26 protein-coding genes and 1 pseudogene are annotated in these 26,099 nt (G+C 52.4%); 4 read left to right on the top strand and 23 right to left on the bottom strand.

Annotated elements, in window-relative coordinates; all coding sequences use genetic code 11:
- Positions 1 to 9 precede the first annotated feature (9 nt).
- Complete coding sequence (locus NQZ67_RS02195; protein WP_257442320.1) at positions 10 to 678, top strand: bifunctional 2-keto-4-hydroxyglutarate aldolase/2-keto-3-deoxy-6-phosphogluconate aldolase; 669 nt, start codon at positions 10 to 12, stop codon at positions 676 to 678.
- A 714-nt stretch (positions 679 to 1,392) separates the two neighbouring features.
- On the opposite strand, the gene NQZ67_RS02190 is transcribed toward NQZ67_RS02195, so the two are convergent.
- The 5 genes from NQZ67_RS02190 to NQZ67_RS02175 all read right to left on the bottom strand — a co-directional run bounded on the left by NQZ67_RS02190 (position 1,393) and on the right by NQZ67_RS02175 (position 5,539).
- The gene (locus NQZ67_RS02190) at positions 1,393 to 1,599 is read right to left on the bottom strand and encodes a DUF5348 domain-containing protein (RefSeq protein WP_257442416.1); all 207 of its coding nucleotides are present in this window, start codon (positions 1,597 to 1,599) and stop codon (positions 1,393 to 1,395) included.
- A 17-nt stretch (positions 1,600 to 1,616) separates the two neighbouring features.
- On the bottom strand, positions 1,617 to 2,417 hold the full coding sequence (locus NQZ67_RS02185) for an ExeA family protein (protein ID WP_257442319.1): 801 nt from the start codon (positions 2,415 to 2,417) through the stop codon (positions 1,617 to 1,619).
- Positions 2,410 to 3,765, bottom strand: a complete 1,356-nt coding sequence (locus NQZ67_RS02180; protein WP_257442318.1) for a DDE-type integrase/transposase/recombinase — start codon at positions 3,763 to 3,765, stop codon at positions 2,410 to 2,412. The genes NQZ67_RS02185 and NQZ67_RS02180 overlap by 8 nt, the downstream gene beginning before the upstream one ends.
- Positions 3,766 to 3,811: 46 nt before the next feature.
- Positions 3,812 to 4,234, bottom strand: a complete 423-nt coding sequence (locus NQZ67_RS30560; RefSeq protein WP_371825253.1) for a DUF6431 domain-containing protein — start codon at positions 4,232 to 4,234, stop codon at positions 3,812 to 3,814.
- A 1,032-nt stretch (positions 4,235 to 5,266) separates the two neighbouring features.
- Entirely contained in the window at positions 5,267 to 5,539 is a 273-nt protein-coding gene (locus NQZ67_RS02175) for a hypothetical protein (RefSeq protein ID WP_257442317.1), read from the bottom strand.
- Positions 5,540 to 5,667: 128 nt separating this feature from the next.
- On the opposite strand from NQZ67_RS02175, the gene NQZ67_RS02170 reads away from it, so the two are divergent.
- A complete protein-coding gene (locus tag NQZ67_RS02170) occupies positions 5,668 to 6,012 on the top strand; it encodes a hypothetical protein (protein WP_257442316.1) in 345 nt (114 codons plus the stop codon).
- Positions 6,013 to 6,460: 448 nt separating this feature from the next.
- Here NQZ67_RS02170 and NQZ67_RS02165 read toward each other — a convergent pair whose 3' ends face one another.
- Positions 6,461 to 6,973 (bottom strand): DUF6042 family protein, encoded by a 513-nt coding sequence (locus NQZ67_RS02165; RefSeq protein WP_257442315.1) that lies wholly within the window; start codon positions 6,971 to 6,973, stop codon positions 6,461 to 6,463.
- A complete protein-coding gene (locus NQZ67_RS02160) occupies positions 6,954 to 7,370 on the bottom strand; it encodes a hypothetical protein (RefSeq protein WP_257442314.1) in 417 nt (138 codons plus the stop codon). The genes NQZ67_RS02165 and NQZ67_RS02160 overlap by 20 nt, the downstream gene beginning before the upstream one ends.
- Before the next feature lie 129 nt (positions 7,371 to 7,499).
- Between NQZ67_RS02160 and NQZ67_RS02155 the strand changes: the two genes are divergently transcribed.
- Positions 7,500 to 7,853 carry a helix-turn-helix domain-containing protein gene (locus tag NQZ67_RS02155; RefSeq protein ID WP_257442313.1) on the top strand — a complete coding sequence of 118 codons (354 nt, stop codon included), beginning with the start codon at positions 7,500 to 7,502 and terminating at the stop codon, positions 7,851 to 7,853.
- Between the two features lie 596 nt (positions 7,854 to 8,449).
- Here NQZ67_RS02155 and NQZ67_RS02150 read toward each other — a convergent pair.
- The 15 genes and pseudogenes from NQZ67_RS02150 to NQZ67_RS02080 all read right to left on the bottom strand — a co-directional run.
- Positions 8,450 to 8,878, bottom strand: a pseudogene (locus NQZ67_RS02150) (AAA family ATPase); the annotation flags it as partial.
- 75 nt (positions 8,879 to 8,953) lie between these two features.
- Positions 8,954 to 9,709: a class I SAM-dependent methyltransferase gene (locus NQZ67_RS02145; RefSeq protein WP_257442311.1), complete on the bottom strand. Its 756-nt coding sequence runs from the start codon at positions 9,707 to 9,709 to the stop codon at positions 8,954 to 8,956.
- Entirely contained in the window at positions 9,702 to 10,100 is a 399-nt protein-coding gene (locus tag NQZ67_RS02140; RefSeq protein ID WP_257442309.1) for a VOC family protein, read from the bottom strand. Before NQZ67_RS02140 ends, NQZ67_RS02145 begins: the two co-directional genes overlap by 8 nt.
- Positions 10,101 to 10,297: 197 nt before the next feature.
- Positions 10,298 to 11,053, bottom strand: coding sequence for a tRNA threonylcarbamoyladenosine dehydratase (locus NQZ67_RS02135; RefSeq protein ID WP_257442307.1), 756 nt, complete (start codon positions 11,051 to 11,053; stop codon positions 10,298 to 10,300).
- Between the two features lie 31 nt (positions 11,054 to 11,084).
- Positions 11,085 to 12,899: an aspartate--tRNA ligase gene (gene aspS / locus NQZ67_RS02130; RefSeq protein ID WP_257442305.1), complete on the bottom strand. Its 1,815-nt coding sequence runs from the start codon at positions 12,897 to 12,899 to the stop codon at positions 11,085 to 11,087.
- Positions 12,900 to 12,955: 56 nt separating this feature from the next.
- The gene (gene hisS, locus NQZ67_RS02125) at positions 12,956 to 14,200 is read right to left on the bottom strand and encodes a histidine--tRNA ligase (RefSeq protein ID WP_257442304.1); all 1,245 of its coding nucleotides are present in this window, start codon (positions 14,198 to 14,200) and stop codon (positions 12,956 to 12,958) included.
- Positions 14,201 to 14,741: 541 nt separating this feature from the next.
- Positions 14,742 to 14,909, bottom strand: coding sequence for a hypothetical protein (locus NQZ67_RS02120; RefSeq protein ID WP_257442303.1), 168 nt, complete (start codon positions 14,907 to 14,909; stop codon positions 14,742 to 14,744).
- Between the two features lie 90 nt (positions 14,910 to 14,999).
- On the bottom strand, positions 15,000 to 15,443 hold the full coding sequence (gene dtd, locus NQZ67_RS02115; protein WP_257442302.1) for a D-aminoacyl-tRNA deacylase: 444 nt from the start codon (positions 15,441 to 15,443) through the stop codon (positions 15,000 to 15,002).
- 19 nt (positions 15,444 to 15,462) lie between these two features.
- Positions 15,463 to 17,649 carry a RelA/SpoT family protein gene (locus NQZ67_RS02110; protein WP_257442301.1) on the bottom strand — a complete coding sequence of 729 codons (2,187 nt, stop codon included), beginning with the start codon at positions 17,647 to 17,649 and terminating at the stop codon, positions 15,463 to 15,465.
- A gap of 240 nt (positions 17,650 to 17,889) precedes the next feature.
- Positions 17,890 to 18,420, bottom strand: coding sequence for an adenine phosphoribosyltransferase (locus NQZ67_RS02105; protein ID WP_257442300.1), 531 nt, complete (start codon positions 18,418 to 18,420; stop codon positions 17,890 to 17,892).
- 44 nt (positions 18,421 to 18,464) lie between these two features.
- Positions 18,465 to 20,480 (bottom strand): single-stranded-DNA-specific exonuclease RecJ, encoded by a 2,016-nt coding sequence (recJ, locus tag NQZ67_RS02100; RefSeq protein ID WP_257442299.1) that lies wholly within the window; start codon positions 20,478 to 20,480, stop codon positions 18,465 to 18,467.
- A gap of 32 nt (positions 20,481 to 20,512) precedes the next feature.
- The gene (locus tag NQZ67_RS02095; protein WP_257442298.1) at positions 20,513 to 20,926 is read right to left on the bottom strand and encodes a cation transporter dimerization domain-containing protein; all 414 of its coding nucleotides are present in this window, start codon (positions 20,924 to 20,926) and stop codon (positions 20,513 to 20,515) included.
- Between the two features lie 146 nt (positions 20,927 to 21,072).
- Positions 21,073 to 21,996 (bottom strand): protein translocase subunit SecF, encoded by a 924-nt coding sequence (gene secF, locus NQZ67_RS02090; RefSeq protein WP_257442297.1) that lies wholly within the window; start codon positions 21,994 to 21,996, stop codon positions 21,073 to 21,075.
- The gene (gene secD / locus NQZ67_RS02085) at positions 21,986 to 23,224 is read right to left on the bottom strand and encodes a protein translocase subunit SecD (RefSeq protein WP_257442296.1); all 1,239 of its coding nucleotides are present in this window, start codon (positions 23,222 to 23,224) and stop codon (positions 21,986 to 21,988) included. The genes secF and secD overlap by 11 nt, the downstream gene beginning before the upstream one ends.
- An 82-nt stretch (positions 23,225 to 23,306) precedes the next feature.
- The gene (locus tag NQZ67_RS02080; RefSeq protein WP_257442291.1) at positions 23,307 to 23,546 is read right to left on the bottom strand and encodes a post-transcriptional regulator; all 240 of its coding nucleotides are present in this window, start codon (positions 23,544 to 23,546) and stop codon (positions 23,307 to 23,309) included.
- Positions 23,547 to 23,729: 183 nt separating this feature from the next.
- Between NQZ67_RS02080 and spoVB the strand changes: the two genes are divergently transcribed.
- The gene (spoVB, locus tag NQZ67_RS02075; protein ID WP_257442283.1) at positions 23,730 to 25,301 is read left to right on the top strand and encodes a stage V sporulation protein B; all 1,572 of its coding nucleotides are present in this window, start codon (positions 23,730 to 23,732) and stop codon (positions 25,299 to 25,301) included.
- On the opposite strand, the gene NQZ67_RS02070 is transcribed toward spoVB, so the two are convergent.
- Positions 25,294 to 26,052, bottom strand: coding sequence for a YetF domain-containing protein (locus NQZ67_RS02070; RefSeq protein WP_257442414.1), 759 nt, complete (start codon positions 26,050 to 26,052; stop codon positions 25,294 to 25,296). The two genes, spoVB and NQZ67_RS02070, sit on opposite strands and share 8 nt — an antisense overlap.
- Positions 26,053 to 26,099: the final 47 nt, after the last annotated feature.

The following is a 26,099-nucleotide window of genomic DNA, read 5'->3' as shown; positions in this document are numbered from 1 at the left end:
CGGTGTGAGATGAAGAAATTAAAGCTTCTCCAGCAAGTGTATAATGAAGGAATTGTTGCAGTCATAAGAGGGGACAGCGCGGAGGAGGCGCTTGCCATGGCTCGACAAACTATTATTGGCGGCATCAACCTCATCGAGATTACCATGACGGTGCCAGGAGCGTTGCAGGTCATTGAGCTGCTTTCTTTAGAGGCCGCTTCTACCGAGCCCCCGAATAACGTCGTCATAGGCGCAGGCACTGTTCTTGACGCGGAAACAGCCCGTGCGGCGATCTCTGCGGGCTCCGCCTTTATAGTAAGCCCCAGTCTCTCCGAATCAACCATTGAGCTATGCCATCGCTATCGAATCCCTGTTATGCCGGGCTGTATGACCATTCAAGAAATCCAGCGTGCAATGGAGCTCGGGGTCGATGTTATCAAGCTGTTCCCAGGGAACTTGTATCAGCCATCCGTTATCTCCGCCATTAAGGGCCCGCTGCCGCAGGTGAATATTATGCCAACCGGCGGCGTGGACTTAGACAATATCAGCGATTGGCTTAAGGCCGGCGCCTACGCCATAGGTATTGGCTCCGATCTGACCAAGGAAGCCGTCAGACAGAAAAACTATCATTTGATACGCGAAAGAGCCGCGCAATATGTGGCAGCGGTGCGTTTAACCCGCGCTCAACAGCTGCAATGATAATTATAAAACCTCAATACATGATAGCGGCCTAATTAACTATAAACTTGATGTATTTTCGAAAAAACTTTTTAATTTATGAATCAGTGATTTGTGCCCGTGATTTTTGACCTCATTGAACAAGGAAAGATTCAAAGGATCACTGACTTGAAATGCTACTTCACTGCATGCCCGAGGTCGCCTATCCATTAACTTTAAACATGCAATAACAAGGAGGAGCCTGTCATAAAGGCTCCTCCTTGTTTTATGAGTAAAATTTTGTAATGAACTCTCTTGTAATTCGGCATGTGTAGTCTGTTGCCTCCATTAATAATTTTTATATTTTTATTTTTAAATAATTACACTAATTCCTTCTAAAATAAGTTTTGGATTCATGGCCCAAGCGGTAGCGCCTGGGGGTTTTTCGGCACGAAAGAGGATGCCGAGTTTAAGTGAGCTCCCACTATAACGGGAATCATGGCATACTCTTTACCGAACGGTAACAGGCCCTATCTTCAGACATCTTTCTCCATTTTGAAATCAAGTATCGTTATCCAGAAAAAGATCACTTCCCTTGCTATAAGGTAGCTTGCCTAAATGTTATTGGTTATTGTTACTGCTGATCCATACTGTCCAGAAAATGATCGCGTTAGTTGTCCGAGGCCTGATAGCAATCATGTCCGTAAAGATTCGAAGAATGGGAAAGCCAAGAAGATTTCGGCTTTCCCATTTCTGTTAAACGAATCGAATATGGTAAACTTCCTTGTTCCTCAAGTTAAATCGCGTTTCTCTCATAATCACGTACCAATATCGGTCAAGCTCGAGTCGACAGGGAATGCCACGATCTCCAATGCGAATTTCAAAACATTCACCGCAATAAACAGGATAAGCTTTCTCTCCTAGCTGGACAAACCAACTGTTCGCGTCCCGATCGTACGTCATCCGGTTCCAAAGCTCATTCATGACAATTCACCCTGAATCACGTGCTTCACCATATGATCGTCAATGATGCGACGCTTGATCTGGGCTCCGTAGATGAGGCAATGAGTGCTCAACTTGTTGATGAGTCTGGCCGATCCGCCCGAGAATCGGTAAACTTCATTTACCGCCTCATCAGAGAATATCTCATGATCGGTGCCGGCATACGCTAACTGACGCTTCAGATATTCACCGACTTGGGAACGGTCGAAATAGGGCAGCTTGCACTGAAGGTCAATCCGCTGACGAATCGCTGCATAGGATTGAAGACGAAGCTTGTCCCATAGCTCGCTCTGCCTGACGAGAATCAGTGCCATAGGGCTTTGCGCATCCATCTTGCAGTTGAGCAGGAAGCGCACTTCCTCCAGCATCTCCCGATCGAGCAGATGGGCTTCATCTACGACGACAACCGGTTCCAGTCGATGGATGCCGCGCATGAGCTCCACTTCGCGATGCAACTGACGCTTCGCATCGCCCCGGTAGAACTTCGACTCGCATCCGAGTTGTTCGAGCAGCCCTTTGTAGAAGTGGCGCGGCGTTAGCTTGGAGTCCGACAGGTACAGCAGCCTATACTTCGCGGCATCCAGCATGGCGGCAAACCGGCGGACGGTCGTCGTCTTGCCCGTCCCGCAGTCGCCGCTAATGACGGCGAATAATTGGCGCTCAGCAGCGTATTGCAAACGGTCCAGCATCTCTTCCATAGCGCTCGCCGGATAAAGCTCTGTTACGGGAATGTCCCGAGCAAATGGGGTACGGGTCATGTTGTAGAAGGATTCAAACATCCTTGCCAGCCTCCTTCCTCAGCATGCGGTAGGAGACGGCCGGTGTTTGGGTTTGTGCGCGCTCGTCATGCTTCCGCTCGGCACCGCGGAGCAAGCGGGACTCCGTTGCTGGCTGCTTCTGCAGATGCTCCGGGAGGGCCGGCCGCTTGCCTGCCCTTTCTCCAATGACGAGCTCCCGCGCTTTCCATGGCGTACATCCCTCGTATTCGATCGTCACTTCTGTAATATCTGCCGGGTCATAGACGACTTGCACCGTTTGTCCAATGAACAAAAGCCCAACTTCATACTTCTTGCCTTGAAAGCTGATACAGCCGGCCTTATCCACTTTCCGCTGTTCCGCATGAAGGAAGCTGGCCGCGAGGTGCTCGGGATTTACGAACTGCAGCGCTGCTGGATCGCTTCGAAACGCTGCTTCAGGTGTTTGTTTGTTCGCCAGCGCGGCATGGGGCTTATTCTGGTAACACTCTGAGAGCCACACTTGGAACCAGTCGTTAAGAGCGGTGAGCGTCTTAACATTCTCGAGTGCGACCTCGTCCAGAAAGCTCTGCACAGCGCCGTTTAGACGCTCAACTTTGCCTTTACTTTCCGGAGAGTAGGGCTTGGCAAAGAGCAAGCGAATACCGAGTTTCGCGCACGTCCGGTTCATCCATGTCGTGCGGTATTGCTTACCGTTGTCGAAGTACACGGCCTCTGGAACACCGTATTTCTCGATCGCTCTTCGGAAACTGTCCTCGACGATGGCTTGCTCCATCGACGCGTAGAAGGCTCCATGCAGGACATACCGCGTCGCGTCATCCACGAATAGCACCAGATAGACTTGCTTCTTTGTTCCACCAGGACCAATGGGAAGGTACGGGCCGAACTTGATGTCGCTTTGCCACAAGCGATTGCGGGACTGCTTCTGAAAGCGCCGCGCCGCCGTACCTCCACCGGCATACATCCGCATTTGCCTTGAACTGTAACCGCGCCGGGTTAATTTTGCCTGCAAGGTGCTGCGTTTGATCGTTCCCGGTGCGACCTTCTCCTCCCATTCGAGAATCTGGATAATTTGGCGCACACTCCGCTTCGGCACCTCCCGCCGAAGCAGGATCGCTTCTTCCAACACCTCCGTTGGTATGGTGTCTGGCAGCGGCTTCCGGCCTTTGGGTTTCGGCTTTAGTCCGTCAAACCCATCCTTGCGATATTCGGCCAAGTACCGGCGCAGCGTCCTCTCCGATAAGCCGGACTGCGCACAAATGGCCGACTTTAACTGAGCCGCCTTCGCTGCGTCCAGACCGGATGCTAGGAGCGGCGACAGCAGCTGAAAGCGTTCCGCCGCAACCTCGTCCGTTTTCTTCTGTTTGTTCATCCTCATGCCTCCATTTACTAGAGTTAGCATGAGTCTAAGCCAAGCTTCAGCGGACAGACAGGCAGAACGGGTCTGTAACCCAAAGATTTAAATTGGCGATGGGACGGACAGCTCTTCCTAGCCATCCGGCTACATCACCGACATACCGTCCTAAAGCGTGGAGTGCGGACCGTGGAGCAACGGACGCTTGCTGCACGGGAAGCTTGAACCGGATGCTAATCGCCTGAAGAGCTGCTGCTGCATACACCGCCCAAACCTGAAACCAGGCTAGCCATCTAGAAATGGTGGATTCGTCTGCGGCTACTGCCGAAGCATCTGGCTCCTGCAAGACATCTTCGATGCTTTCAGCGTCATACCGCTTGTAAGGAACGAGTAGATCCGGGAGCTCATGATGAATCCTTGCGCATGACGTGCAATACAGCCTCCGAATGATGAGCTTTGCTCGTTCTCCGCTGCTTTTGTACCACACCCGTTCCCGGCTGCCCGCTACCTCTAACCAGCCACCGCAGCAGGGGCAGGGGACCAGTTCCGCACTCCTAACAAAAAACGCCGGTTGCAGAATCCTTCTCAACCAGCGTGAAATCTGATACAATGACCATATTCTTGGGGTGACGCTTCCGGTTATGCTGCTACCAACAGCATGACGATGACGGGAGCGTTTCTTCTTTCTTTAGACTGATAGTATGGTCACTATATCGCTCTAATTTCGGACATTTATGAATGTCAACTTCCGGCTATATTTGAGCGGCAGAAACAGTTATGATTAGGGAGGTAATAGAAAACTCTGACATCAAAACTATCACCATGAACCTCTAATCTTATCATTGAATCATGCTTCGGCCCTTCAAACAGCGGAAGAAAGCCGATCCTGATCCAGATCAACCCCTCTTGAGGCTATTACTTCGGACTTACTTTCTGGCCAAGGGCTGGTCGAACGTCCAGATCTGCCAGCTCCTTCAAGACCAAACCGGAATAACGTCAAGCTGGCAATGACTCCAACACCGTGCTGCTCGGCGCGCATAGAGCATGCAAGAGTCCCAACAGCAGCATATGCTTTACATGCATGTCGGCGTCAGCTTGCGTTCCTCCATAATGTCCGAGGGCCAGACCGTTCACGGATCCGTTGACAGGGAAAGCTCCATTGGTCAGATGATCCTTCAGGCAGACAACATGACCATGTTCCCGGTGAAGCCAGAGGATATCAAACGACCTGTTATTGAGTGAACTGGCACTGGAAAACCCTGTTGCTCTGGAGCTGTTCCTCAAGTCCGCAAGGCATCTGGGGTATCGGGCTGGCGAACCTGATTAATATCTTTCATCCGGAATGCATCATTTTTGGCGGAACATTAATTAACGCGCATAAATCGTTTTATCGGACTGCCATCGAGATTTCAACAGGAGCGGCACTAATGATGTGGAAAGGCTTGAATGTCTAGACAAATAGAATTTCGTAGTTGGGCAAAAACAAAGCATAACTAGACCCGCTTCAGACCAATCGTAATTAAAGGAATAACGGTCTTCTTTTGTCAATCTTTCCACTTACAACTTTAATGTACTCTGCATCAGGACCTTCGACTGTTGGACCCTTATAAACCATCTCAACTTTGGACACATCAAGGATCAATTGAGTTCGCTTTTCATTGGCAGACTTGTACATGAGCTGGAGATATGAGGACGGGAGCTTTTTTCCACGATAATTCCAGCAACGGTTCAAAATGTCGGGTGATCCAAAGACGATTCCTCGAGTCGTTCTAATAATCGGAAGTTTCTCCATTAGACACACTCCTAATATCGAATAATTGATTATCCAAAACCCTTTCTAAGGATAAAAAATAATCTAATAGAAAAAATTTTATACAAACAAATTTGGTGGGAACGCCCCGCTAGTCTAGGAGGGTTATTATGTATTTTTCGGTTATTCGCAATAATCGATTCTTTGTAATCGTAGCCGACGGCGTCGTAGAAACAGAACTTATCGAGCTCCCAACGGAAGAGCTTTCCGATCAAGTAGCTTACCTTTTACAGCTTGCATGGAATGAAGGGGAACTATGGGGGAAGGAAACACAAAGAAAAGAAATGGATCCGTTAGGGTACAGTAAAGTAATTTCTGAAGCAATACTAAGAATGAAGTCTTTAACTCACGATGAGATAAATGCGGAATCCGAATTCAATGAAAAACGAATAGATGAATATAATAGGCAAGTCATGGTACAAGTATTATCTTGGAAATCAACGGAAAACCAATAAAAATCAATATTACTATACATTCTACTCCGTTATATACTTTAAGTCTTTTATCCGTTCGTGCAGTTGTGCTAAATTAAAATCTCTAAGATGTGATACATGAACCACATTGCCACATTCTGAACAACTCCCTTCTTTGCCTCTATAAATCAATCTTAAACCGCCCAACGCTTTGTAAAACATGACATTTTTCTCAATAAAGCCAACATAATCACGACACTTCTCACAATAAACATTTATCATTTCATCCTTCCTCAGAACAACTCATTTTGACTTACATAACTACGCAAAATTGGGGAGAACGGTTAGTTTACCATACAAGCTACTCCGTCTCCCCAGATTTCTAATGACAACTTAAACTGCAGCCTGACGCATGTTTTCCCTGAACTACATTTCGGTCAGTGTCCAAATATGTCAGGAAGCCGAACGTCTGTCGCATCGATGAATTCAACTATGGATTAAGTAACACATCATCAATATTCTGAAGTGGACGAATAATCATATCTAGAAACACCAATCCCTGAAGGTCTACTATATCGAACGCCAATCCTAGAGCAATATAAAGACTAACTACATCATTTATTGATTCTGGATACTGAAATCCATTAGCCTCTAGTCTCCTTTTAATCTCTGTTTCTCTTTCATTTATATAGAGATTTTCAATTTCTTGATGGATACTTGCGGTTTCTCCATCTTCACATTTTTTTTTGAATGTATCCGGTTTAGTTTTTTCCTCCAAAAATGCGATAGTCTCTTCCCAACATAAACCACTTGTTATAGAAACGCTAAAGAAGGGCAATAAGGAAAGATTCGGAATAGGAAGCCACTTCCCCCAACCCCTCTCGTAGAATTGGTTAGGTATCACGCAATGCCCTTTAGGTATAAGTCCTAATTTTGTCAGACCTCTAACAGTGACTTTACCATTCGTCATAAAATTTATTACATCATTTTGAAAAGTACACATGTTCCGCTCCTGTTTGGATAATATATGGCAATATGTCAAGCGGATTCCCATCTGAAATTCTGTATTCAGAGGAGAAACAGCCTTTATGAACTACCTTATTGAAACTTATCCCCACTACCCAATATTCTTCATTTGAATCCATTGAATCTACTAAAGCCTTAACATGCCATTTTTGAAGATATTCCTCCAGTTCCATGCACTCATCTTTATTGGCCTCTCTTAATTTGACCACCTCCTCGCAACATTTTATTTTCATGACTTTAAATTGATCCTGCTGCTGTAGCAGTAAATACTGAAAATCTTTGTGGAAAATGACTTTACGGAATCGACTAGTAAATTGCTCCTTTGTTTGATTTGTAAGGATCAGCGATTCTACTGACCACACTTTTGGAATCATTTTGTTCACCCCTAGACATAATAATTAAACAATACCACTTATAAGTTAATTTAACAACTATATTCACTTATAGTGTTATGTATTTTTTTTAGTTAAACCTTTACCCTTAAGTAGGGAGGTAATAATTCCATGTCCAGTTTAAAAAAAGTTATCGGAGAACGTATACGTAATGTACGCAATAAACAAAATTTGACTCTACAGCAGTTAGGTCAACTCACCGGACATCAGGCTTCTTATTTAACAGAAGTTGAATTAGGTAAAAGAAATATCTCTATAGATTCACTCGAAAAAATTATGAAGGCCCTTTGTATAAAACCAGGTGAGCTTTTTGATTTCCGGGAAATTGACCCTGACTCGCAAGAATTTGAAACCACATCGATCTTAGAAATTCATTATCAATTTTTAATGGAGAAAAAAAGTGATGACGTGAAGATGATCCACAGAATTACGAAAGATATCTTCAGGTCTATTGAGGATAGATAATCGTAAATATTTCAAAAGGAATCGGGGTTTTATCTCTATTCGAAGGCCTTGTGGAGGGATAAACAATTCGAAGTTTTACCTCAGTTCATCAAATAAACCACAGTAATCTTTGATATAGCGCGGTAAACCAAAATTTATAGTCGACTTTTTTAGCAACGATAAGACTTGCTGTTCGTAATATTTCGCGAGCAGCATGAATATTTATTGCAACAATGACAGTTGGAATAACAATTTACTTTTTTTAACGCTGTTAAACTATTATTAGGATGCCTTTTATAGCACAATAGGAACCAAATCAATATCACCTTTGACTTACCCCTACTTTATTCACATCCCCTTATCTTATGATATCCTTCTGCTTAATCTTGTTGACTCAAGCTTAGTTTTACTTTTTAGATTGAATTGAATTCATGCCTTATCAATAGTCTACCTGAAATGTCCTAACGAAGATTACTTGCTTAAATATTTTCGAGAAAAAGTATTAATAAGAACCTTTTCCTCAATAATGACTTTTTCGCGTTTAATTAAGCACAAAATATCCTTTGTAATACTGCATCTGGAGTTTTTCTCTTCAAAAATATGTGTATATAACATACAGTCGCTCCGATGAAGATGATGATGCCTTGCTCCACGGCGGGAAGAAGCGCGTCTTGACGGGACGTATTGAAGCGGTGCACCTCGTCGAGGAACAGGATCGTCTTCTTGCCGTATAACGTCTTGTTCGTGCGAGCGCGGTCGATGACGTCCCGAACGTCCTTGACCGAAGCGTCGACCGCGTTCAGCTTCACGAAGTCCCCTTCCGTCCTTAGCGATATGATATGGGCGAGCGTCGTTTTGCCGCAGCCGGGAGGACCGTAGAGCAGAATCGACGATACCTGATCCCCCTCGATCGCGCGCCTAAGCAGCTTGCCCTTCCCCACAATATGCTCCTGCCCGATATATTCGTCGAGCGTCTGAGGGCGCATCCGGTCCGCCAGCAGGCGGGCGCGCGGCGCCTCCGTCTCCTCGTAGCTAAATAAGTCCATGCCTCGTTCAATCCTTTATGATGGGATTCCTTCATGATAGCATAGAGGCACAGATGTTCGCTACTTCATCGAGGTCTACACCTCTCCCCAGTAAAGCTCCGTCACGTACTCCATGTCGACGACGCCCCCTTGCTCGCAATCCCGGTAAATGCCTGCCAGCTCCTGGATCATGGGCTCGTAATTCGGATGACCGGGCAGCGGAGCGTACGATGAGGAGAGCAGACGGCCTCGCAGACTCTCTTCATCCAAATGCTGAATCATCGAGAACGTATCGAGCGCAGGTCCTCCATTCGCAAAATATGGCCGAAGCGTCTCTCGCGTAATGCTCTTATGCCCGACCTTCTCGTAATCCGTGCCGTATGCCAGGAGCAGCGACTCGATCCGCTCCAGGAAGGGCGTCCCGCTCGTTTTGCGCGAATTCCAGATGAGCGCGACCCTTCCACCCGGCTTAAGAATGCGGCGGAACTCGTCTCTCGCCTGTTCTCTGTCGAACCAATGATAGGACTGCGCGCAGACGATAAAATCGACGGATTGCGCAGGCAAGCCGCTTGCTTCCGCCGATCCCGGCCTTGCTTCGTACTCTCCCTCCCCGCCCAAGGAACGGAGCGCCGCTTCGCGCATGGCCTCGTTAGGCTCGAGGGCGATTACCCGGCTGCCTCGTTCCAGAAGCAGCTTCGAGAAGATGCCGGTACCTGCTCCTACGTCCGCGATGACGCTATCCTTGGCGAACCCGACCCTTTCGTACAGAAAATCGATCGCGTCCGCCGGGTAGGTCGGACGATACTTCACATAGTTATCTACTCTGTCCGTGAATCGTTCTTTGCTATCCATCGCCTTCTTCCTCCGTTTCGATTCGTTCTAGAAACTCCAGCCGGTTGCCGAAAGGGTCATAAGCGAAAAAACGCCGAAAGCCCTCTTCGATTCTGAGCTCGTCGTCTATGACGCCGATGCCGTTTGCCGTCAATTTCTCCTTCAGCTGCTCCAGTCCCCGGACGGCAAACCCCGGATGCGCCTTAAGCGCGGGAATGAAGGATGATTGTACGCCGATGTGAACCTCATGCATCCCGCATCGGAACCAAACGCCGCACCTGTCCTTCAAGGCGGCCGGCTTCTCAAGCTCCGTCCAGCCGAGCAGCTCCCCGAAGAACGCTCTCGCCTTCTGCTCGCAGTCCTGCGGCGCGGCAAGCTGCACGTGATCAATGCCCTCAAAGCGGAAGCTCATTCGTATCCCCTCACTTTCGGCTTTTGATAGTTCCATACAGTGAAACATAGTTTCATTATAATTACATTTCCTATTATATCCCAATAGATATCCGCGCGCAACGGCCACCGATTTAGCGCCTCCGTATGGGTCCGCCAACAACAAAACAAAAACCGCAGAAGGCGCGGCCCTCTGCGGTTCAATTTAACCTATTACACTTACAGCTTCACGCCGCCTGCTTCCAGCAGATCCTTCACAACGACGCTGACCATGATCAGCCCCGCGACCGGCGGAACAAATGCGTTGCTGGACGGCGGCTGCTGCGCCTTGCGGATCTCCGGGGCGTTCTCCGGCACGATGCGCTGCGTGACGTCCTCGCGCGGCTTCATCGGCTCCTCGTCGGAGAAGACGACCTTGACGCCCTTCTTGATGCCGTCCTTGCGAAGCTTCGTGCGCACGACGCGCGCGATGGGATCGGTATGCGTCTTGGAGATGTCCGCGACGCGGAACCGGGACGGATCCATCTTGTTCGCGGCGCCCATGCTGGAGATGACCGGAATTCCCCGCTCCAGGCACTGCTTGATCAGATGAACCTTGTATATGATCGTATCGGAAGCGTCCACGACGTAATCGAGCGGATAAGCGAACAGCTGCTCATACGTCTCTTCCGTATAGAACATCCGAAGCGAGATGACGTCGCATTCCGGATTGATCAGCTTGATCCGGTCTCTCATCAGATCCGCCTTCGGCTGCCCGACCGTCGTCGTAAGCGCGTGAATCTGGCGGTTGATGTTCGTAATATCGACGACGTCCTTGTCGATCAGAATGATGCGGCCGACGCCGGTTCTAGCCAGCGCCTCCGCCGCGATGGAGCCTACGCCGCCGATGCCGAGCACGGCGACCGTGCTTCCTTTCATCCGCTCCAGCCCTTCCGGACCGATCGCAAGCTCCGTGCGTGAGAATTGGTGCAGCATGGGACTGCCGCCTCCTTGTCTATTCGAACTCTTATTCCTTGTTTTCCGCGGCTGCTCCGGCGCCGGCAGGTACCGGCTTCGGCTTCAGCACCGTGCGGATATGCAGCTGCTCCAGCTGCGACAGCTCGACCTCGGAAGGCGCGTCGCAGAGAAGGTCGGTCGCGTTCGCCGTTTTCGGGAAGGCGATCGTCTCTCTCAGGTTCGTGCGGCCGGACAGCAGCATGACCAGACGGTCGAAGCCGAAAGCGATGCCGCCGTGCGGAGGCGTGCCGTATTCGAAGGCGTCGAGCAGGAAGCCGAAGCGCTCTTGCGCTTCTTCAGGCGAGAAGCCCAGCGCCTTGAACATTTGCAGCTGCACATCGCGCTTGTAGATCCGCATCGAGCCGCCGCCTACTTCATAGCCGTTAAGCACCAAGTCATACGCTTGCGCGCGGATTTGGCCCGGATCGGTATCGAAGAAATGCAGATCGTCGTCGTTCGGACGGGTGAACGGATGGTGCAGAGCCACGTACCGTTTCGCTTCTTCGTCCCACTCGACGAGAGGGAAGTCTACGACCCACGCGAACTTGAATTTGGAGTCGTCGATCAGGTTCAGGTCGCGGCCGAGCTTCAGACGCAGGTTGCCCAGCACGTCGGCTACAACCTTCGGCTTGTCGGCGGAGAACGTCAGCAGGTCGCCCTCTTCAACGCCGAGACGAGCCGTTAAGGCTTCGATTTCTTCCGGCTTGAGGAATTTCACGATCGGACCGCGCCATTCGCCGTCCTTCACCGTGATCCACGCGAGGCCTTTGCCGCCGTAACGCGCGGCGAACGGCTGCAGATCGTCCAGCTCCTTGCGGCTCCAGCTCGCGCAGCCTTTGGCGTTCAGCGCTTTGACCACGCCGCCGCTTGCCGCTACGCTCGCGAATACCTTCACGTCGCTGCCCGACACGATATCGGTAATGTCTTCGATCTCGAGACCGAAGCGCAGGTCCGGCTTGTCGGAGCCGTATTTGTTCATTGCGTCGGCAAAGGTAATGCGCTGGAACGGAAGCTCCAGCTCAACGCCTACCGTCTCGCGGAGCAATCTAGCCGTCAGCTGCTCCATCATGCCGAGAAGCTGATCCTGAGTCAGGAAGGATGTCTCAATGTCGATCTGCGTAAATTCCGGCTGGCGGTCGGCGCGAAGATCCTCGTCTCGGAAGCAGCGGGCGATTTGGTAGTAGCGCTCGACGCCGCCTACCATCAGCAGCTGCTTGAAGATTTGCGGCGATTGCGGCAGCGCGTAGAACTCGCCTTCGTGCACACGGCTCGGCACGAGGTAATCGCGCGCGCCTTCCGGCGTGCTCTTCGTCAGAATCGGCGTTTCTACTTCAAGGAAGCCGTTGTCGTCCAGGAAGTCGCGGAAGATCTTCGCCGATTTGGAGCGAAGCAGCAGCGTTTTGTACATTTCCGGACGGCGAAGGTCGAGATAACGGTATTTCAGGCGAAGCGACTCGTCGACTTCAACAGAGTCTTCGATCGGGAACGGCGGCGTCTTCGCGGCGTTCAGAACTTCGATCTCCGTGACGCGGATCTCGATCTCGCCCGTCGCGAGGTTCGCGTTGTACGTCTCCGGATCGCGTTCCACCACTTTGCCCGTTACGGCCAGCACGAATTCGCTGCGAGCGCGGTCGGCGATCGCCAGCGCGTCGCCGGAGAAGTCAGGGTTGAATACGATCTGCACGATGCCCGTGCGGTCGCGAAGGTCGATGAAGAGCACCCCTCCGAGATCGCGGCGGCGCTGCACCCACCCGTTAAGAGTTACGGTCTGTCCTACTTCGGCTTTGGTCAAGGTTCCGCAGTTATGCGTCTTTAATAATGTCATCTTCGTTCTCCTCGTTTCGTGTCCATATTATAGAATGGGTCAAATGATGCTAAAACTTACTTCAGCTCGCCCGCAAGCGCCGAAATCGCCACAATGCGCTGCTCGCCCTGCGCCATATCTTTCAGGGCGATTTCGCCGCGCGCAAGCTCGTCGTCGCCCAAGATGGCTGTGAATCGGGCGCCCAGCCGATCCGCGGATTTCAGCTGCGCCTTCATCTTGCGGCCTTGATAATCGCGTTCCGCCCGAATTCCCTGCCTGCGCAGCTCGTACACCAGCTTCGTCGCTTCGCGGTCCGCCGCCTCGCCGAGCGCGACGATATACACGTCGATCCCGTGCAGGTTCGGCAGCTCCGTCTTCTGATGCTCGAGCAGCAGAATCGTGCGCTCCAGCCCGAGACCAAGACCGACGCCCGGCTGCTCGGGGCCGCCGATATCGGACACCAGGCCGTTGTAGCGGCCGCCGCCTCCGACTGTATCGATCGCGCCAATGCCTTCCGCTTTGTATTCGAAAGCGGTATGCGTATAATAATCGAGGCCGCGCACCAGACGATGATTAATTTCGAACGGGATGCCCATATCCGACAGGCATTGCTTCACCTTGTCGAAATGTGCCGTGCACTCCTCGTCCAAGCTGTCCAAGATGGACGGAGCGCCCTCGAAATGCGCCTGATCCGTCTTGCAATCCAGCACGCGAAGCGGATTGCGATCCATCCGGGATTGGCAGTCCTTGCATAGGATTTCGCGCTTCGGCTCGAGGAACGCCAGCAGCCGCTCGCGGAATGCCGCCCGCACGGCCGGCGTGCCGACGGAGTTGATCTCCACCCGAACGCCCTTCAGCCCGACTTCCGTATAGAAGGAATACCCGAGCGCGATGACCTCTGCGTCAAGCGCCGGATCGACGGAGCCGATCGCCTCTACGCCGAACTGGTGGAATTGACGGTAGCGGCCCGCTTGGGCGCGCTCGTACCGAAACATCGGCCCGATGTAATACAGCTTGCTGACATCCGGATCGCCGAACAGCTTATTCTCCACGTACGAGCGGACGACGCCGGCCGTCCCTTCCGGACGAAGCGTCAAGCTGCGTTCGCCTCGGTCGACGAACGTATACATTTCCTTCTCCACGATATCCGTCGTCTCGCCTACGCCGCGCTGGAACAATTCCGTCGACTCGAACAGCGGCGTGCGAATTTCCCTGAAATTGAACCGGCTGCAAATATCGCGGGCCTTGCTCTCCACGAACTGCCATCTCTCCACGACTCCCGGCAGAATATCCTGCGTTCCGGGTGATTTCTGAAATTTCATTTGTCCTACCTCCCGACTCCCTGTCTCTGAAATCAAAAAAACTCCCATCCCGATCGGCAAAGCCGAAGGGACGAGAGTTATGTCATCTCCCGTGGTACCACCCACATTCCGAGCGACTGGAGTGCTATCGCTCGCTTCATGACGGGTAACGTCCGCCTGCCGCTTATCAGCTAATGAGCATCTCTTCTAGGCCGCATTACGCAGCAAGAGGCCGTTCGCCGACCGTTCTCGGGGAGGTTCTTTCATTCTGCCGTTATAAGGATGCTTGCAGCCTATGGCATCCCTCTCTGCGTATCCCGCGCGGAATTACTTTGTCCCGTCATCGAATCAGATATGGAAGTTAATGATTGTAATTTTACTTGGCGCAAGGGCGAAAGTCAAGGAAGTCGAACGCGGAAATGGACAGAAAAAAACCTGCACCGATGTGCAGGTCCAAAGTAAAGTATATTTTAAAAAAGGGGGTCGAGATTTATTATAGGTCTAAGATGTTAATAGAACGTTAGCAGTTGATTACAGATATGTTACAAATTCGAAAGCGCTTTTACCGATCGAATCCGGTTCTGCCTACAAACGACTGTCGTCCTTCCCATTCCTCCGCCGCTTCCATATCCGTGCCGAGCTCCGCAAGCATTCTCGCTTCCCTGCGGTCCGGATTCAGCAATATTCTCGACGCCCGCTCCAGTCCTTGCTCTTTTCTTGATTGACGCATGTGCCGCATTCCTCCAACCTAGTTGTCCGCCGGGGGAACAGACACGTCCCCTCCGGCTTGTATCCCTAGTGTTGGCCTCATTGCCGAACTTTAAGCGCCGCTCTCCAAAATTAACGTCACAGGCCCGTCATTGGTCAGCTCCACGTCCATCATCGCGCCGAAACGTCCCGTTTCGACATGCAGTCCCCGCTCTCGTAAAGCGCCGTTAAACGCCTCATAGAGCGCCTCCGCTTGCTCCGGTCTCGCCGCCGCCATAAAATTCGGACGTTTTCCTTTGCGGCAATCGCCGTACAAAGTAAATTGGGACACGGACAAAATGGCGCCGCCCACATCCGTCACCGAATGATTCATTTTGCCCGACTCGTCCTCGAAGATCCGAAGGCCGGCAATCTTATCCGCCATCCACTTCACGTCCGCGTCCGTGTCTTCATGCGTAATGCCGACGAGCAGCACCAGACCGGACTCGATCGCTCCGGTTACTTCGCCGTTTACCGTCACTTTTGCTGTCTTGCTTCGCTGCGCGACTACTTTCACTGCCGACTACTCCTTACTCTTATTGCATGATTCGCTGCACGGAATAAATGTCCTGTACCCGCTTAATCTTCTCGACGACGGACGAAAGATGGTCGATATTCTTGATGAGCACCGTCATATGGATGAGGGCCATCTTGTTCTTCACCGAGCGGCCCGTCACCGCGGAGATGTTGGTCTTGCTCTCGGAAACCGCTTGAAGCACTTCGTTCAAGAGGCCTCTCCGGTCATGGCCGGTAATTTCGATATCGACGCTGTAATTCGCTTCGACGGAATCCTCCCACTCGACCTCGATGACGCGTTCCGCTTCCTCGCCATCCGCGCCGAAGGGGATGTTCAGGCAATCCATCCGATGCACGGACACGCCTCGCCCCCGCGTAATATAGCCAACGATTGCATCGCCCGGCACGGGGTTGCAGCAGCGCGCGTAACGAACAAGAAGGTTGTCGACCCCCTTGACCTTCACGCCGTGATTCGGCCGGTTCTTCTTGACGGTCATGCCCGCGGCTTTGATTTCCTTCTTCTCCGCGGTCAGCTCGATCTGGCTCGCTTCCTCGGCTTCCCTGCGCATCTTCTCCGTCAGCTTCGTACAGATCTGGGCTGCCGTAATGCCGCCGAAGCCGATCGCGGACATCATATCCTCGATGTCGTTGAACGTGAACTTTGCCGCGGCCTCCTGCAGCTTATCCTCGCTCATCCAAGCCGACGGCTCCAGCCCGAGACGCTTGAGCTCACGCTCTATGAGCTCGCGGCCTTTAGCCACGTTCTCCTCGCGCTTCTCCTTCTTGAACCACTGCCGGATCTTGCTGCGGGCATGGGACGACTGCGCGATCTTCACCCAATCCTGACTCGGACCGTAAGAATGCTTCGACGTCAATATTTCCACGATGTCGCCCGTTTTGAGCTTATGATCGAGCGGAACGATGCGCCCGTTCACCTTGGCGCCGATCGTCCGGTTGCCCACCTCCGTATGGATCCGGTATGCGAAGTCGAGCGGCACCGAGCCGGCCGGCAGCTCGATGACTTCGCCGCTAGGCGTAAAGACGAAGACGAGGTCGGCAAAAAAGTCCATCTTCAGCGATTCCATAAATTCCGCGGCGTCGCGGGTTTCATGCTGAAGCTCCAGAATTTCCCGGAACCATGACATTTTGTCCTCGAAATTGCCATCCGGCACGACCATGCCTTCCTTATACGCCCAATGCGCCGCGATCCCGTATTCCGAGGTCCGATGCATCTCCCAGGTGCGGATTTGCACCTCGGTCGGCTCGCCGTTAGGACCGATGACCGTCGTATGGAGCGACTGGTACATATTCGCCTTCGGCATCGCGATATAATCCTTGAATCGGCCGGGCATCGGCTTCCAGAGCGTATGGATGATGCCAAGCGTGGCGTAGCAGTCCTTGATATTGTCCACGATGATGCGGATCGCAAGCAGGTCGTAAATTTCGTTGAACTGCTTGTTCCGCGTCGTCATTTTCTTATAAATGCTGTACAAGTGCTTCGGCCTTCCGGAAATATCGCCTTCGATGCCCATCTCCTCGAGCTTCTCGCGAATGCGCGAAATGACGTCGTCGATGAACTGCTCCCGTTCGGCGCGTTTCTTCTTCATCAGATTCGCGATCCGGTAATACTGCTGCGGATTAAGGTAACGGAGCGCGATGTCTTCCATTTCCCACTTGATGGCCGATATACCCAGACGGTGCGCGATCGGACAGAAAATCTCCAGCGTTTCGTACGCGATGCGTCGCTGGGATTCCTCCGATTGGTATTTAAGCGTGCGCATATTGTGAAGGCGGTCCGCAAGCTTAATGAGAATGACGCGAATGTCCTGAGCCATGGCGACGAACATTTTACGGTAATTCTCGTTCTGCTGCTCCTCCTTGGATTGAAACCTGATCTTCTCGAGCTTGGTCAGTCCGTCCACCAGCATTGCGCAGGTTTCGCCGAATTTCGCCCGTACCGTCTCCAAATCGACAGTCGTGTCCTCCACGACGTCGTGCAGGAGCGCGGCAATGATCGACATGACGTCCATGCCCATATTGACCAAAATATCGGCAACAGTCACGGGATGCAGGATATAAGGCTCTCCTGATTTCCGCACTTGTCCATGATGGGCTTGCTCTGCGAAATCATAGGCTTCCTTGATGCGTATGAGATCCTGCTCTTTCATATAGACGGATGCCTTCTCAAGTAACTGCTCGATGCCCATGAAACGTCCCTTTCCAAGCGTAAGCGTATAACGCCGTTATATTCTCGAAACCTCCGCCATGCCGGCTATTGCAAATGGTTGCCGCATTATGGAGTGAGGTTTTATCATATTATGCCTTTAACTGTAAGGTTACGTCAACTTCCATCATCAAAAAGAAGCCGCCCGGCGCCACCATCCCTTCATAGAGACGGCGTGCCCGAAGCGGCTTCGCTGCTGGCCGATTGCTCCGGCCCGCTCTTCTTATTCGTATGTCATCAGCGAGAAGACGTCGATGCCGTCCAGCTTCTCGCGTCCGTTCAGATACGCGAGCTCGATGAGGAATGAAGCTCCCACAACCTCGCCGCCAAGCTGGCGAATAAGATTCATCGAGGTCTGAATCGTGCCGCCAGTTGCCAGCAAATCATCCGCGATCAGTACGCGTTGACCCGGCGAGATCGCATCCTTATGCATGGCGAGCTGATCCTTGCCGTATTCGAGATCATAGCTTGCGGTGATCGTCTCGCCGGGAAGCTTGCCGCTCTTGCGGATCGGCGCGAAGCCAACGCCCAGCGCAAGCGCGAGCGGAGCGCCGACAACGAAGCCGCGGGCCTCTGGTCCGGCCACGACATCGATCTTCAAATGCTCGACGGCCGCCTTCATCTCGTCGATGACGGCGCGGTAAGCCGGGCCGTCCTTGAGCAGAGTCGTAATATCCTTAAATCGGATGCCCGGCTGCGGGAAATCCGGAATAACGCGAATGTAATCCTTGAAATTGTATGATGCCTTCGACACGTACGGTCAACCCTTTCTTCTTCACACTGTTTATGTTTCCTTCGTCACGCAAGCGCATGGCTGCGGTCATGCCGCTCCTTCGCCGCCCGGTAACGCTCCGAGGTAGCCAGCTCGCGCTTCTCAGGCGATGCCTCCGCGATATACTCGCCGCCGCTGCGGCGAATAAAGCGAAGCTCCTCGAATACGTCAAGCATAAGCTGAACGGCATCCGCAGTCAAGCCGATTTGCTCCGAAATTCTTGCGGTTAATCCCCGTTCCTGAACCTGTCCCATCCGCCTTAGCAGCTGATAGACTTGGCCGAATTGCTCCCTGCTCGGGAATTCCGCAAGCGCGGCCGGCTCGTAATGCATATCATGAAGCTGCAGCTGAGGCTTCCGTTGATTGTTCCATTCGTTAATGGACAGCTCGCCGATACAATCGATCCGGCAGCCTGGAGGCAGAGTGGCAACCATGCTTCCCATGCCGAAGCCGATGCCATCCAGCAGCTTGCGGCCGCTGCCTAGCGCCAGTTTCAGGTGTTTGGCTTCCTTGCCGATCGCCTTCCGATCGGCGAGCTGGATGCCGGAGAACATCAATCTCGGCGACGGATTCGCCACGCCGAACGGCTCCAGCAAGGAGAGCTGCGAGATCGTCTCGAGCGTCGCGTCCTCCAATCCGCACGCGATATCCACTTTGGTTTTCGGAATCCAATCCTCCGCCGTGAGCCACTCTTCAGCCAGTGACGACATCCGTTGTTCAAGCTGCTCTAATTGATCGCGATGCAAGGTCATGCCCGCGGCTGCCTGATGCCCGCCGTAATGGTCCAGCAGCTCTTCGCATTCGGTTAACGCGGCATGGAGGTCGTATCCGTCAATCGATCTGGCCGAGCCTTTGCACATGCCCGTTTCTTTGTCGATACCCAAAATGATGACAGGGCGATAGTGCCTCTCAAGCAGCTTGGAAGCGACAATCCCGATGACGCCTACATTCCAGCCCTCGCCGGCGAGGACGATGACGGAAGGCGGTTTCGTACCCGCCTGCTCGGCCGCCTGAAGCTTCGATTGCCATTTCTCTTCCGCCTCTTTGGCGATGGAATCTACGATGCGTTGTCTTTCTTTGTTTAGCGTATCCAATTGGACGGCGGATAATATCGCTTCGTCATAGTCATTCGTCGTGAGCAATGCAACAGCCTTTTTCGCATGGTCCAGTCTGCCCGCCGCGTTGATCCTCGGCGCCATGCCGAACGCGATGTTCGTCGAGACGATCGCGTCGAGCTCGATGCCGGACGCTTCCGCAAGCGCCCGAAAACCGACGCCGGCGTCCTTGCGGAGCCTCTCCAGTCCATAACGGACAAGTATCCGGTTCTCGTCCAAGAGAGGCATCAAGTCCGCTATCGTGCCAAGACTGACGATATCGGCTAGCTCCAGCGGAGGACGCCCGAGCAAGGCTGTAGCCAGCTTGAACGCGACGCCGACGCCGGCCAGCCCTTTGAACGGGTAGCCGCAATGCTCCTGCTTCGGATTAACGACGGCGCAGGCGTTCGGCAATCGCTCCGGAGGCTCGTGGTGATCCGTAACGACCACGTCGATGCCGAGGGTTCCCGCGTATTCGATTTCATCGTACGCGCTAATGCCCGTGTCGACCGTGACGATCAGCTTTACGCCCTCTTCCGCCGCAAGGGCGATCGCTTCTTTGTTTAAACCGTACCCTTCCAAAGCGCGATGAGGAATATAATAGTCGAAATGAAGGCCCATCCCGCGGAATACGTGAAACAGCAGCGAAGTGCTGGATACGCCGTCCGCGTCGTAATCGCCGTATATGCGTATCTTCTCTCCATGCTCGGCGGCGGCGCGAATGCGTCTAACCGCATCCTCCATGCCGCTGAGCAGATAGGGATCGTGGAGATGACTCTCATCCGCATGCAGGAACGCGCGGGCGCTCGCCTCGTCGGCATAGCCGCGCTGCACGAGCAGCCGGGCAACAAGAGGAGGAAGGCTCAGCCTCTCGCTTAGAAGCTTGGCTGCGCCTTCCTCCGAATCTTTCCATTCCGCTAGAGTCCAGCGGGTCTTCCTATGAATCATCAGGTATTCTCTCCTTCCTGCTGACTAGCTTCCTACTGCAGCAGTGTTGGCATCTGCTCCTGATTAGGGTCGTGATTGGATTTATATGGATAACCGGGATCATAAGGCTCAACGAATACCGATACTTCCGACAAATGCAGGAAACGATGCATCAGCAGCGTCTTTACGCGCTTCGCGATCTCTTGCCCTTCGAGCACCGTAATCCGAGGATTAACGCTGATGACGATGTCCGCCACCACGTAATGGCCGTGCTCCCTCGCTTTGAGCGACTGGACCGTTACGACACCATCGACGCGCTGCACCACCTGCATCAGCTCATCCGCGTCTTCTTCGCGGCTTGCTTCCTTCTGATTTTTCCGAGAGCCCCGAAACAGAATGTCCAGAACGCCCCATAAGCGCGTTCGGCTGCCGGGATCTCTCTTCCCATCTCGCGGTCTGGTTGACATTTGAACCTCCTAAAAGGTTTTGCGGATGCATTTCCTTCTTCGTAAGCATAGGCTCAGGAAGTGCAAAGCACTTCCTTGCTTCGTAAGCATAGGCTTAGAAAGTGCGTAAGTAAGCATAGGCTTAGGTTTTGCGGAATAAAACCCGATTAAGGATTCGTGTTAGCCGAAGCAGCCTTCGGTTTATGCTTCTGATTGCGTTTGAACAGGTACCATAGAGGGCTCGCGATGAAGATCGTCGAATATGCGCCGCTCACCAGACCGATCAACATCGCCAGCGAGAACAGCTTGATCGATGGGCTGCCCCATATGAAGATGCTGGCTGTCACGATGACGACCGTCAATACCGTGTACAAGTTCCTTGCCATCGTCTGCCAAATACTTGCGTTAATCAGCTCGGCCAACTGGCTCTCATTCTTCAACTGCGAGAATCGCATGTTTTCGCGAATCCGGTCGAAAATAACGATTTTATCGTTGATCGAGTAGCCGAGAGTCGTCAGGACGGCCGCGATAAACGGAAGATCCACTTCCAGCCTCAGAATGGAGAACATGGCGACGACGAAGAAGCTGTCGTACAGAATAGAGATATTCGCCGCAAGGGCGAACCGCCACTCGAAACGGATCATGACGTAGACCATGATGCCGATGCTTGCGATCAGAATCGCCCAGATCGTCTTGATGCCGAGCTCCCGCGCGATGTCCGGCGATACGACAGCCACCTCGGAGGAGACGTCCTCGCCGAATTTCGCTTTCATGGCCGCATTGACCTTGGCCGATTGCTGTTGATCCAAAATGTCGTTGAATCGGATAGTAACCCTGTCGTTGTTCTGTCCTCCAACCGTAGGGGTAATGTCCGTATAGCCGTTCTCAGTCAGTACATCCTTCACTTCCTGCTGCGTGACCGCTTTCGGCATGGAAATATCCATGTTGGTGCCCGCTTTGAAATCGACGCCCAAATTCAGTTGGAATAGAATCAGGGAAAGAATGCCGGCGAGGGTCAACGCAAGTGAGATGATAAAATACTTATTCCGGTTGCCCACCACGTCATAACGGATCTTCGTATTAAAGTTCACGGATTTCACTCTCCTTCACGCCGTAATAACCCGGCTTCAGGAACCGGTTGCTTCGTACGAGCAGATCCAGGAGGAAGCGCGCGAAGTAAATATTCGTAATGATGCTTACGATATTGCTGAAGATCAGCGTCAAAGCAAAACCTTTGATCGCGCCGTCGCCGATGAAATAAAGCACGGCTGCCGCGATAATGCCCGTAATATTGGCGTCCATGATCGTACGGAACGAGTTTTTCGAGCCGGACCGAAGCGAGGACAGCATGCTCTTGCCGCTGCGGATCTCTTCCTTAATCCGCTCGGCCGTAATAATGTTGGCGTCGACGGCCATGCCGACCCCTAGCACGAATGCCGCGATGCCTGGCAGCGTTAGCGTCGCTCCCATCAAATTCTGCACGAGAATAAGCAGCCATGCATAACAAATGATCGTAATCGCCGCCACGAATCCAGGAACACGGAATATGACGATCATGAACACCAATACGATCAACGATCCGATTACGCCGGCCGTTACCGTATCTTCAAGCGATTGCAAGCCGAGTTTTGCCCCGACGCTTTGCGTATACAGGGCTTCGAGCCTCAGAGGAAGGGATCCCATATTGATTTTGTCGCGCAGATCGCGCGCTTCATCAACGGAAGAATTGCCCATCTCGATAATCGCGCTGTCGCTGTTGATTGGCTGGTTCACCATCGGACTGGATATCAAGGTCTCGTCTAGATAGATGGACATGGCTTGTCCGACCAAATCCGTCGTTACTTTCCCGAATTTCTCCGCGCTCTTTAGCTTGATCGTGACGATCGGTCGATTCAGATCGTCGAACGCGAGCCCCGCTCCGTTCTCCACGAAATCCGTACCGGTCAGCTTAATCGTGCCGTCAGGCGCGCGGAAGGTGAGGTTAATCGGTTGCGAGAGCATTTTCAATACTTCGTCGTCTTCGCTCTCCACGCCCGGCAGCTTGACCCGGATGCGGTCCTTGCCTTCAGGCGTAATCTCCGGTTCTACCAATCCAGAATCGTCGATCCGCTTCTGGAGACCCTTCGCCGTCTCCTTCAAGCTTTCCGGCGTTACGGCCGAACCCCCTTCGAACGGCTTAGCCTGATACAGAACCTCATAGCCGCCCTTTAGATCGAGCCCCAGCTTGACCTCTTGCAGCAACCAAGGGGTCGTCGCGGCCATTACGCCGAATGTCACGATCACGACCGCAAGGAAGGCTAGTATTCTCTTCCCGAACATACGTCTCATATCCCCCTTATGATCTCAATATTCCCATTATACAGATGGCGCAAAAACGAGTCAAAAAAGAAAGAACCCTCGGTTAGAAAGGGTTCCCTTTAAAGGCACTAAGCGTCATATAATTCATAAATTGCGTGACCTTCAGCGATAAAATGTCGTTCACCAGCTGATGCAGCTCCGGCTGCCCGGTCTTCGCGTATTTGGCGCTGACGCAATCCCAGATCTCCTTGCCGTCCACATGCTCGTAGCCGAGCATTCGGAATTCTTCCGCTTTGCTGTGACACAGCTCTTCAATCATCACGCTTAACTCATCGCCTGCCATGCCGCACCTCCTCGTTCGCTTCGATGTTCTCTATATATTCTTCTTCTTTGTCGAAAAATCCTGCTAGTTATCTCAAATTTGACTGACATGCGAAAGGACATGCCAAGCATACAGTGATAATACCTGCATGTCCGGAGAATGACCTATGTGCAGGTTACCTTGAAGGAGATGGGGTCTTCGATCATGACCAAGCAAACGTTCATAAAAGGTGCCATGATCCTGCTTGCCGCAGGCATCGTCAATCGGCTGCTCGGCTTCGTGCCGCGCATCGCGTTGCCGCGTATCATCGGCGCGGAAGGAGTAGGCTTGTATCAGCTGGCCTATCCGTTCTTAATCGTGCTGCTCACGATCATAACAGGCGGGATTCCTCTTGCGATCGCCAAATGGATCGCGGAGGCGGAGTCGCAAGGCGATCATAAGCGGGTCAAACATATATTCCGCACGGCTATGGCGCTGACCGTGTCTATTGCCGTCATCATGACGGCCGCGATGCTGCTGTTCGCGCCGTTCATTATCAAGCACGTGCTCCCTGACGCCAGGGTTTACCGCGCCTTCCTCATGATGAGCCCCCTGCTTATTATTATCGGGGTGTCATCGGTTTACCGGGGGTACTTCCAAGGCAAACAAAACATGATTCCAAGCGCTTTATCGAGTCTCGTCGAGACGATCGTACGCATCATCGGAACCCTTATCTTCGCCTACTTGCTTCTGCCTTACGGCTTGGAATGGGCGGCTGCCGGCGCTATGCTCGGCGTCGTTGCGGGGGAAATCGGCGGACTGCTGGTGCTCTTGTGGAAATACGGCAGGGACAAAACCCGCAAAGCCTCAAAGGAGGCGGAAGGGGGGGCTTCCTCCCTCGAAGAGGATCAGGAGAAGCATCCTTCCGTATTGCGTCGCCTGCTCGGATTGTCCATCCCGGTTACGGGCAGCAAGCTGGTCGGATCCCTCTCCTATCTGCTCGAATCGATATTCACCGCGCGCAGCCTGGCGGCCGCGGGAATCATAACAGGAATCGCAACGGCTCAGTACGGGGCTTTGCAGGGCATGATCATTCCCCTGCTGCTGCTTCCGACCGCGCTGACGTATTCGCTTGCGGTATCGCTTGTGCCGTCATTGTCGGAAGCGGCCGCCCGGAACGATAAGCCGCTTATTCATAAGCGGCTGCATCAATCGATGCGCATCGCGCTTGTTTCGGGCGCTCCTTTTGCCGTCGTGATGGGATTGTTCGCCGAGCCTCTGTGCCGGATCGTATACGACCATCCCGAATACGCTCCCATGCTGCAGATGATGGCTCCCGTCGCGTTGTTCATTTATTTACAGGCTCCGCTTCAAGCCGCCCTCCAAGCATTGAACAAACCGGGTACCGCCCTGCTCAATACGTTTATCGGCGCAGCCGTGAAGCTGGTGTTGATCGTTCAGCTCACCTCCAAGCCGGAGCTCGGCATTTATGGAGCGATAATCGCCATTAACGTCAATATCGTGCTAGTCACCGTCCTGCACGCCATCAGCGTCCTCCGTTTCATCGGCTTCCGCATGAAGAGTCTAGACTTCGTTAAGGTGATCTCGGCGATGATCATCATGGGAGCCGCCGCGCAATGGACGATGAAGCATTCCCCGCTTGGCGCGGAGTGGATGAGTCTCCTGCTGGCAAGCGCGGCGAGCGTAATCCTCTATTTGCTGTTGATGATTTGGATGAGGATTATCGACCGCTATGATCTCGCTCGTATTCCCTGGCTTGGCAGATGGTTTAAGTAATTTTCTTCTTGTTAACGTCTACGAACAGCTTCCCTTTATGATCGATCGTGCAAAGAAACACGTCTTTGAAATCCGTCACTTGATGAGCCTGTAGCGCGTTTTTCAGCCAAAATCTCGTTTTTTCGATTTTGATCAAATTTTCGTCCTGAACCTTGCCGTCCATAATAAGCGGGATCGGCAATATTTCGAAACGGTAGCCCGCCGGAATCAGCTTTTCCCTGCCTTTAGGCAGAGGCGTGTGACCGGATGTCTCGACATCGACGTTTGGGGCTTCTTTGACTTCCGGTGAAGTCTCTTTCGCCTCCACCCTTTCTTTCGGAATAACCGAAAGCTTTCCGCTCGTCTCCAGAATGGCGAACTCCACATCGGCGACGGAAGTCATCTTGTTCTCGCGCAATTGCAGCATTAAATCATCCAAGTTGTAGCGCTGCTTGCGCATTTCATCCCGGTTGATCTTGCCTTTGGAAATAATGACGCTCGGCTTGCCGTCGAACAGAAGCCGTATTTTTCTATTATACATGGAAAGCAATGCCGTTCCGACCTGAATTAGCATCAAGACAACCATCGGCACAATTCCGTCCAACAACGGCCGATCCACGTCCTCGATGACAATGACGGCGATCTCCGCGACCATAACCGAAATGACGAGATCAAGCACGGACAGCTTGCCGATTTCCCGCTTTCCCATGAACCGCATGATCAGAAACACGACGAAATAGATAACCGCCGTCCGGATCAACAAGCTATACATATCCAAGTGGTAAGCGCCTCCTTGATAGTAGCATGCTGGCTGCTGAG

The organism is Paenibacillus soyae, assembly GCF_024623455.1.
Classification (GTDB): domain Bacteria; phylum Bacillota; class Bacilli; order Paenibacillales; family Paenibacillaceae; genus Pristimantibacillus; species Pristimantibacillus soyae.
The sequence above is the reverse complement of the archived record's forward strand: the minus strand, read 5'-3'. Positions and strand labels throughout refer to the sequence as shown.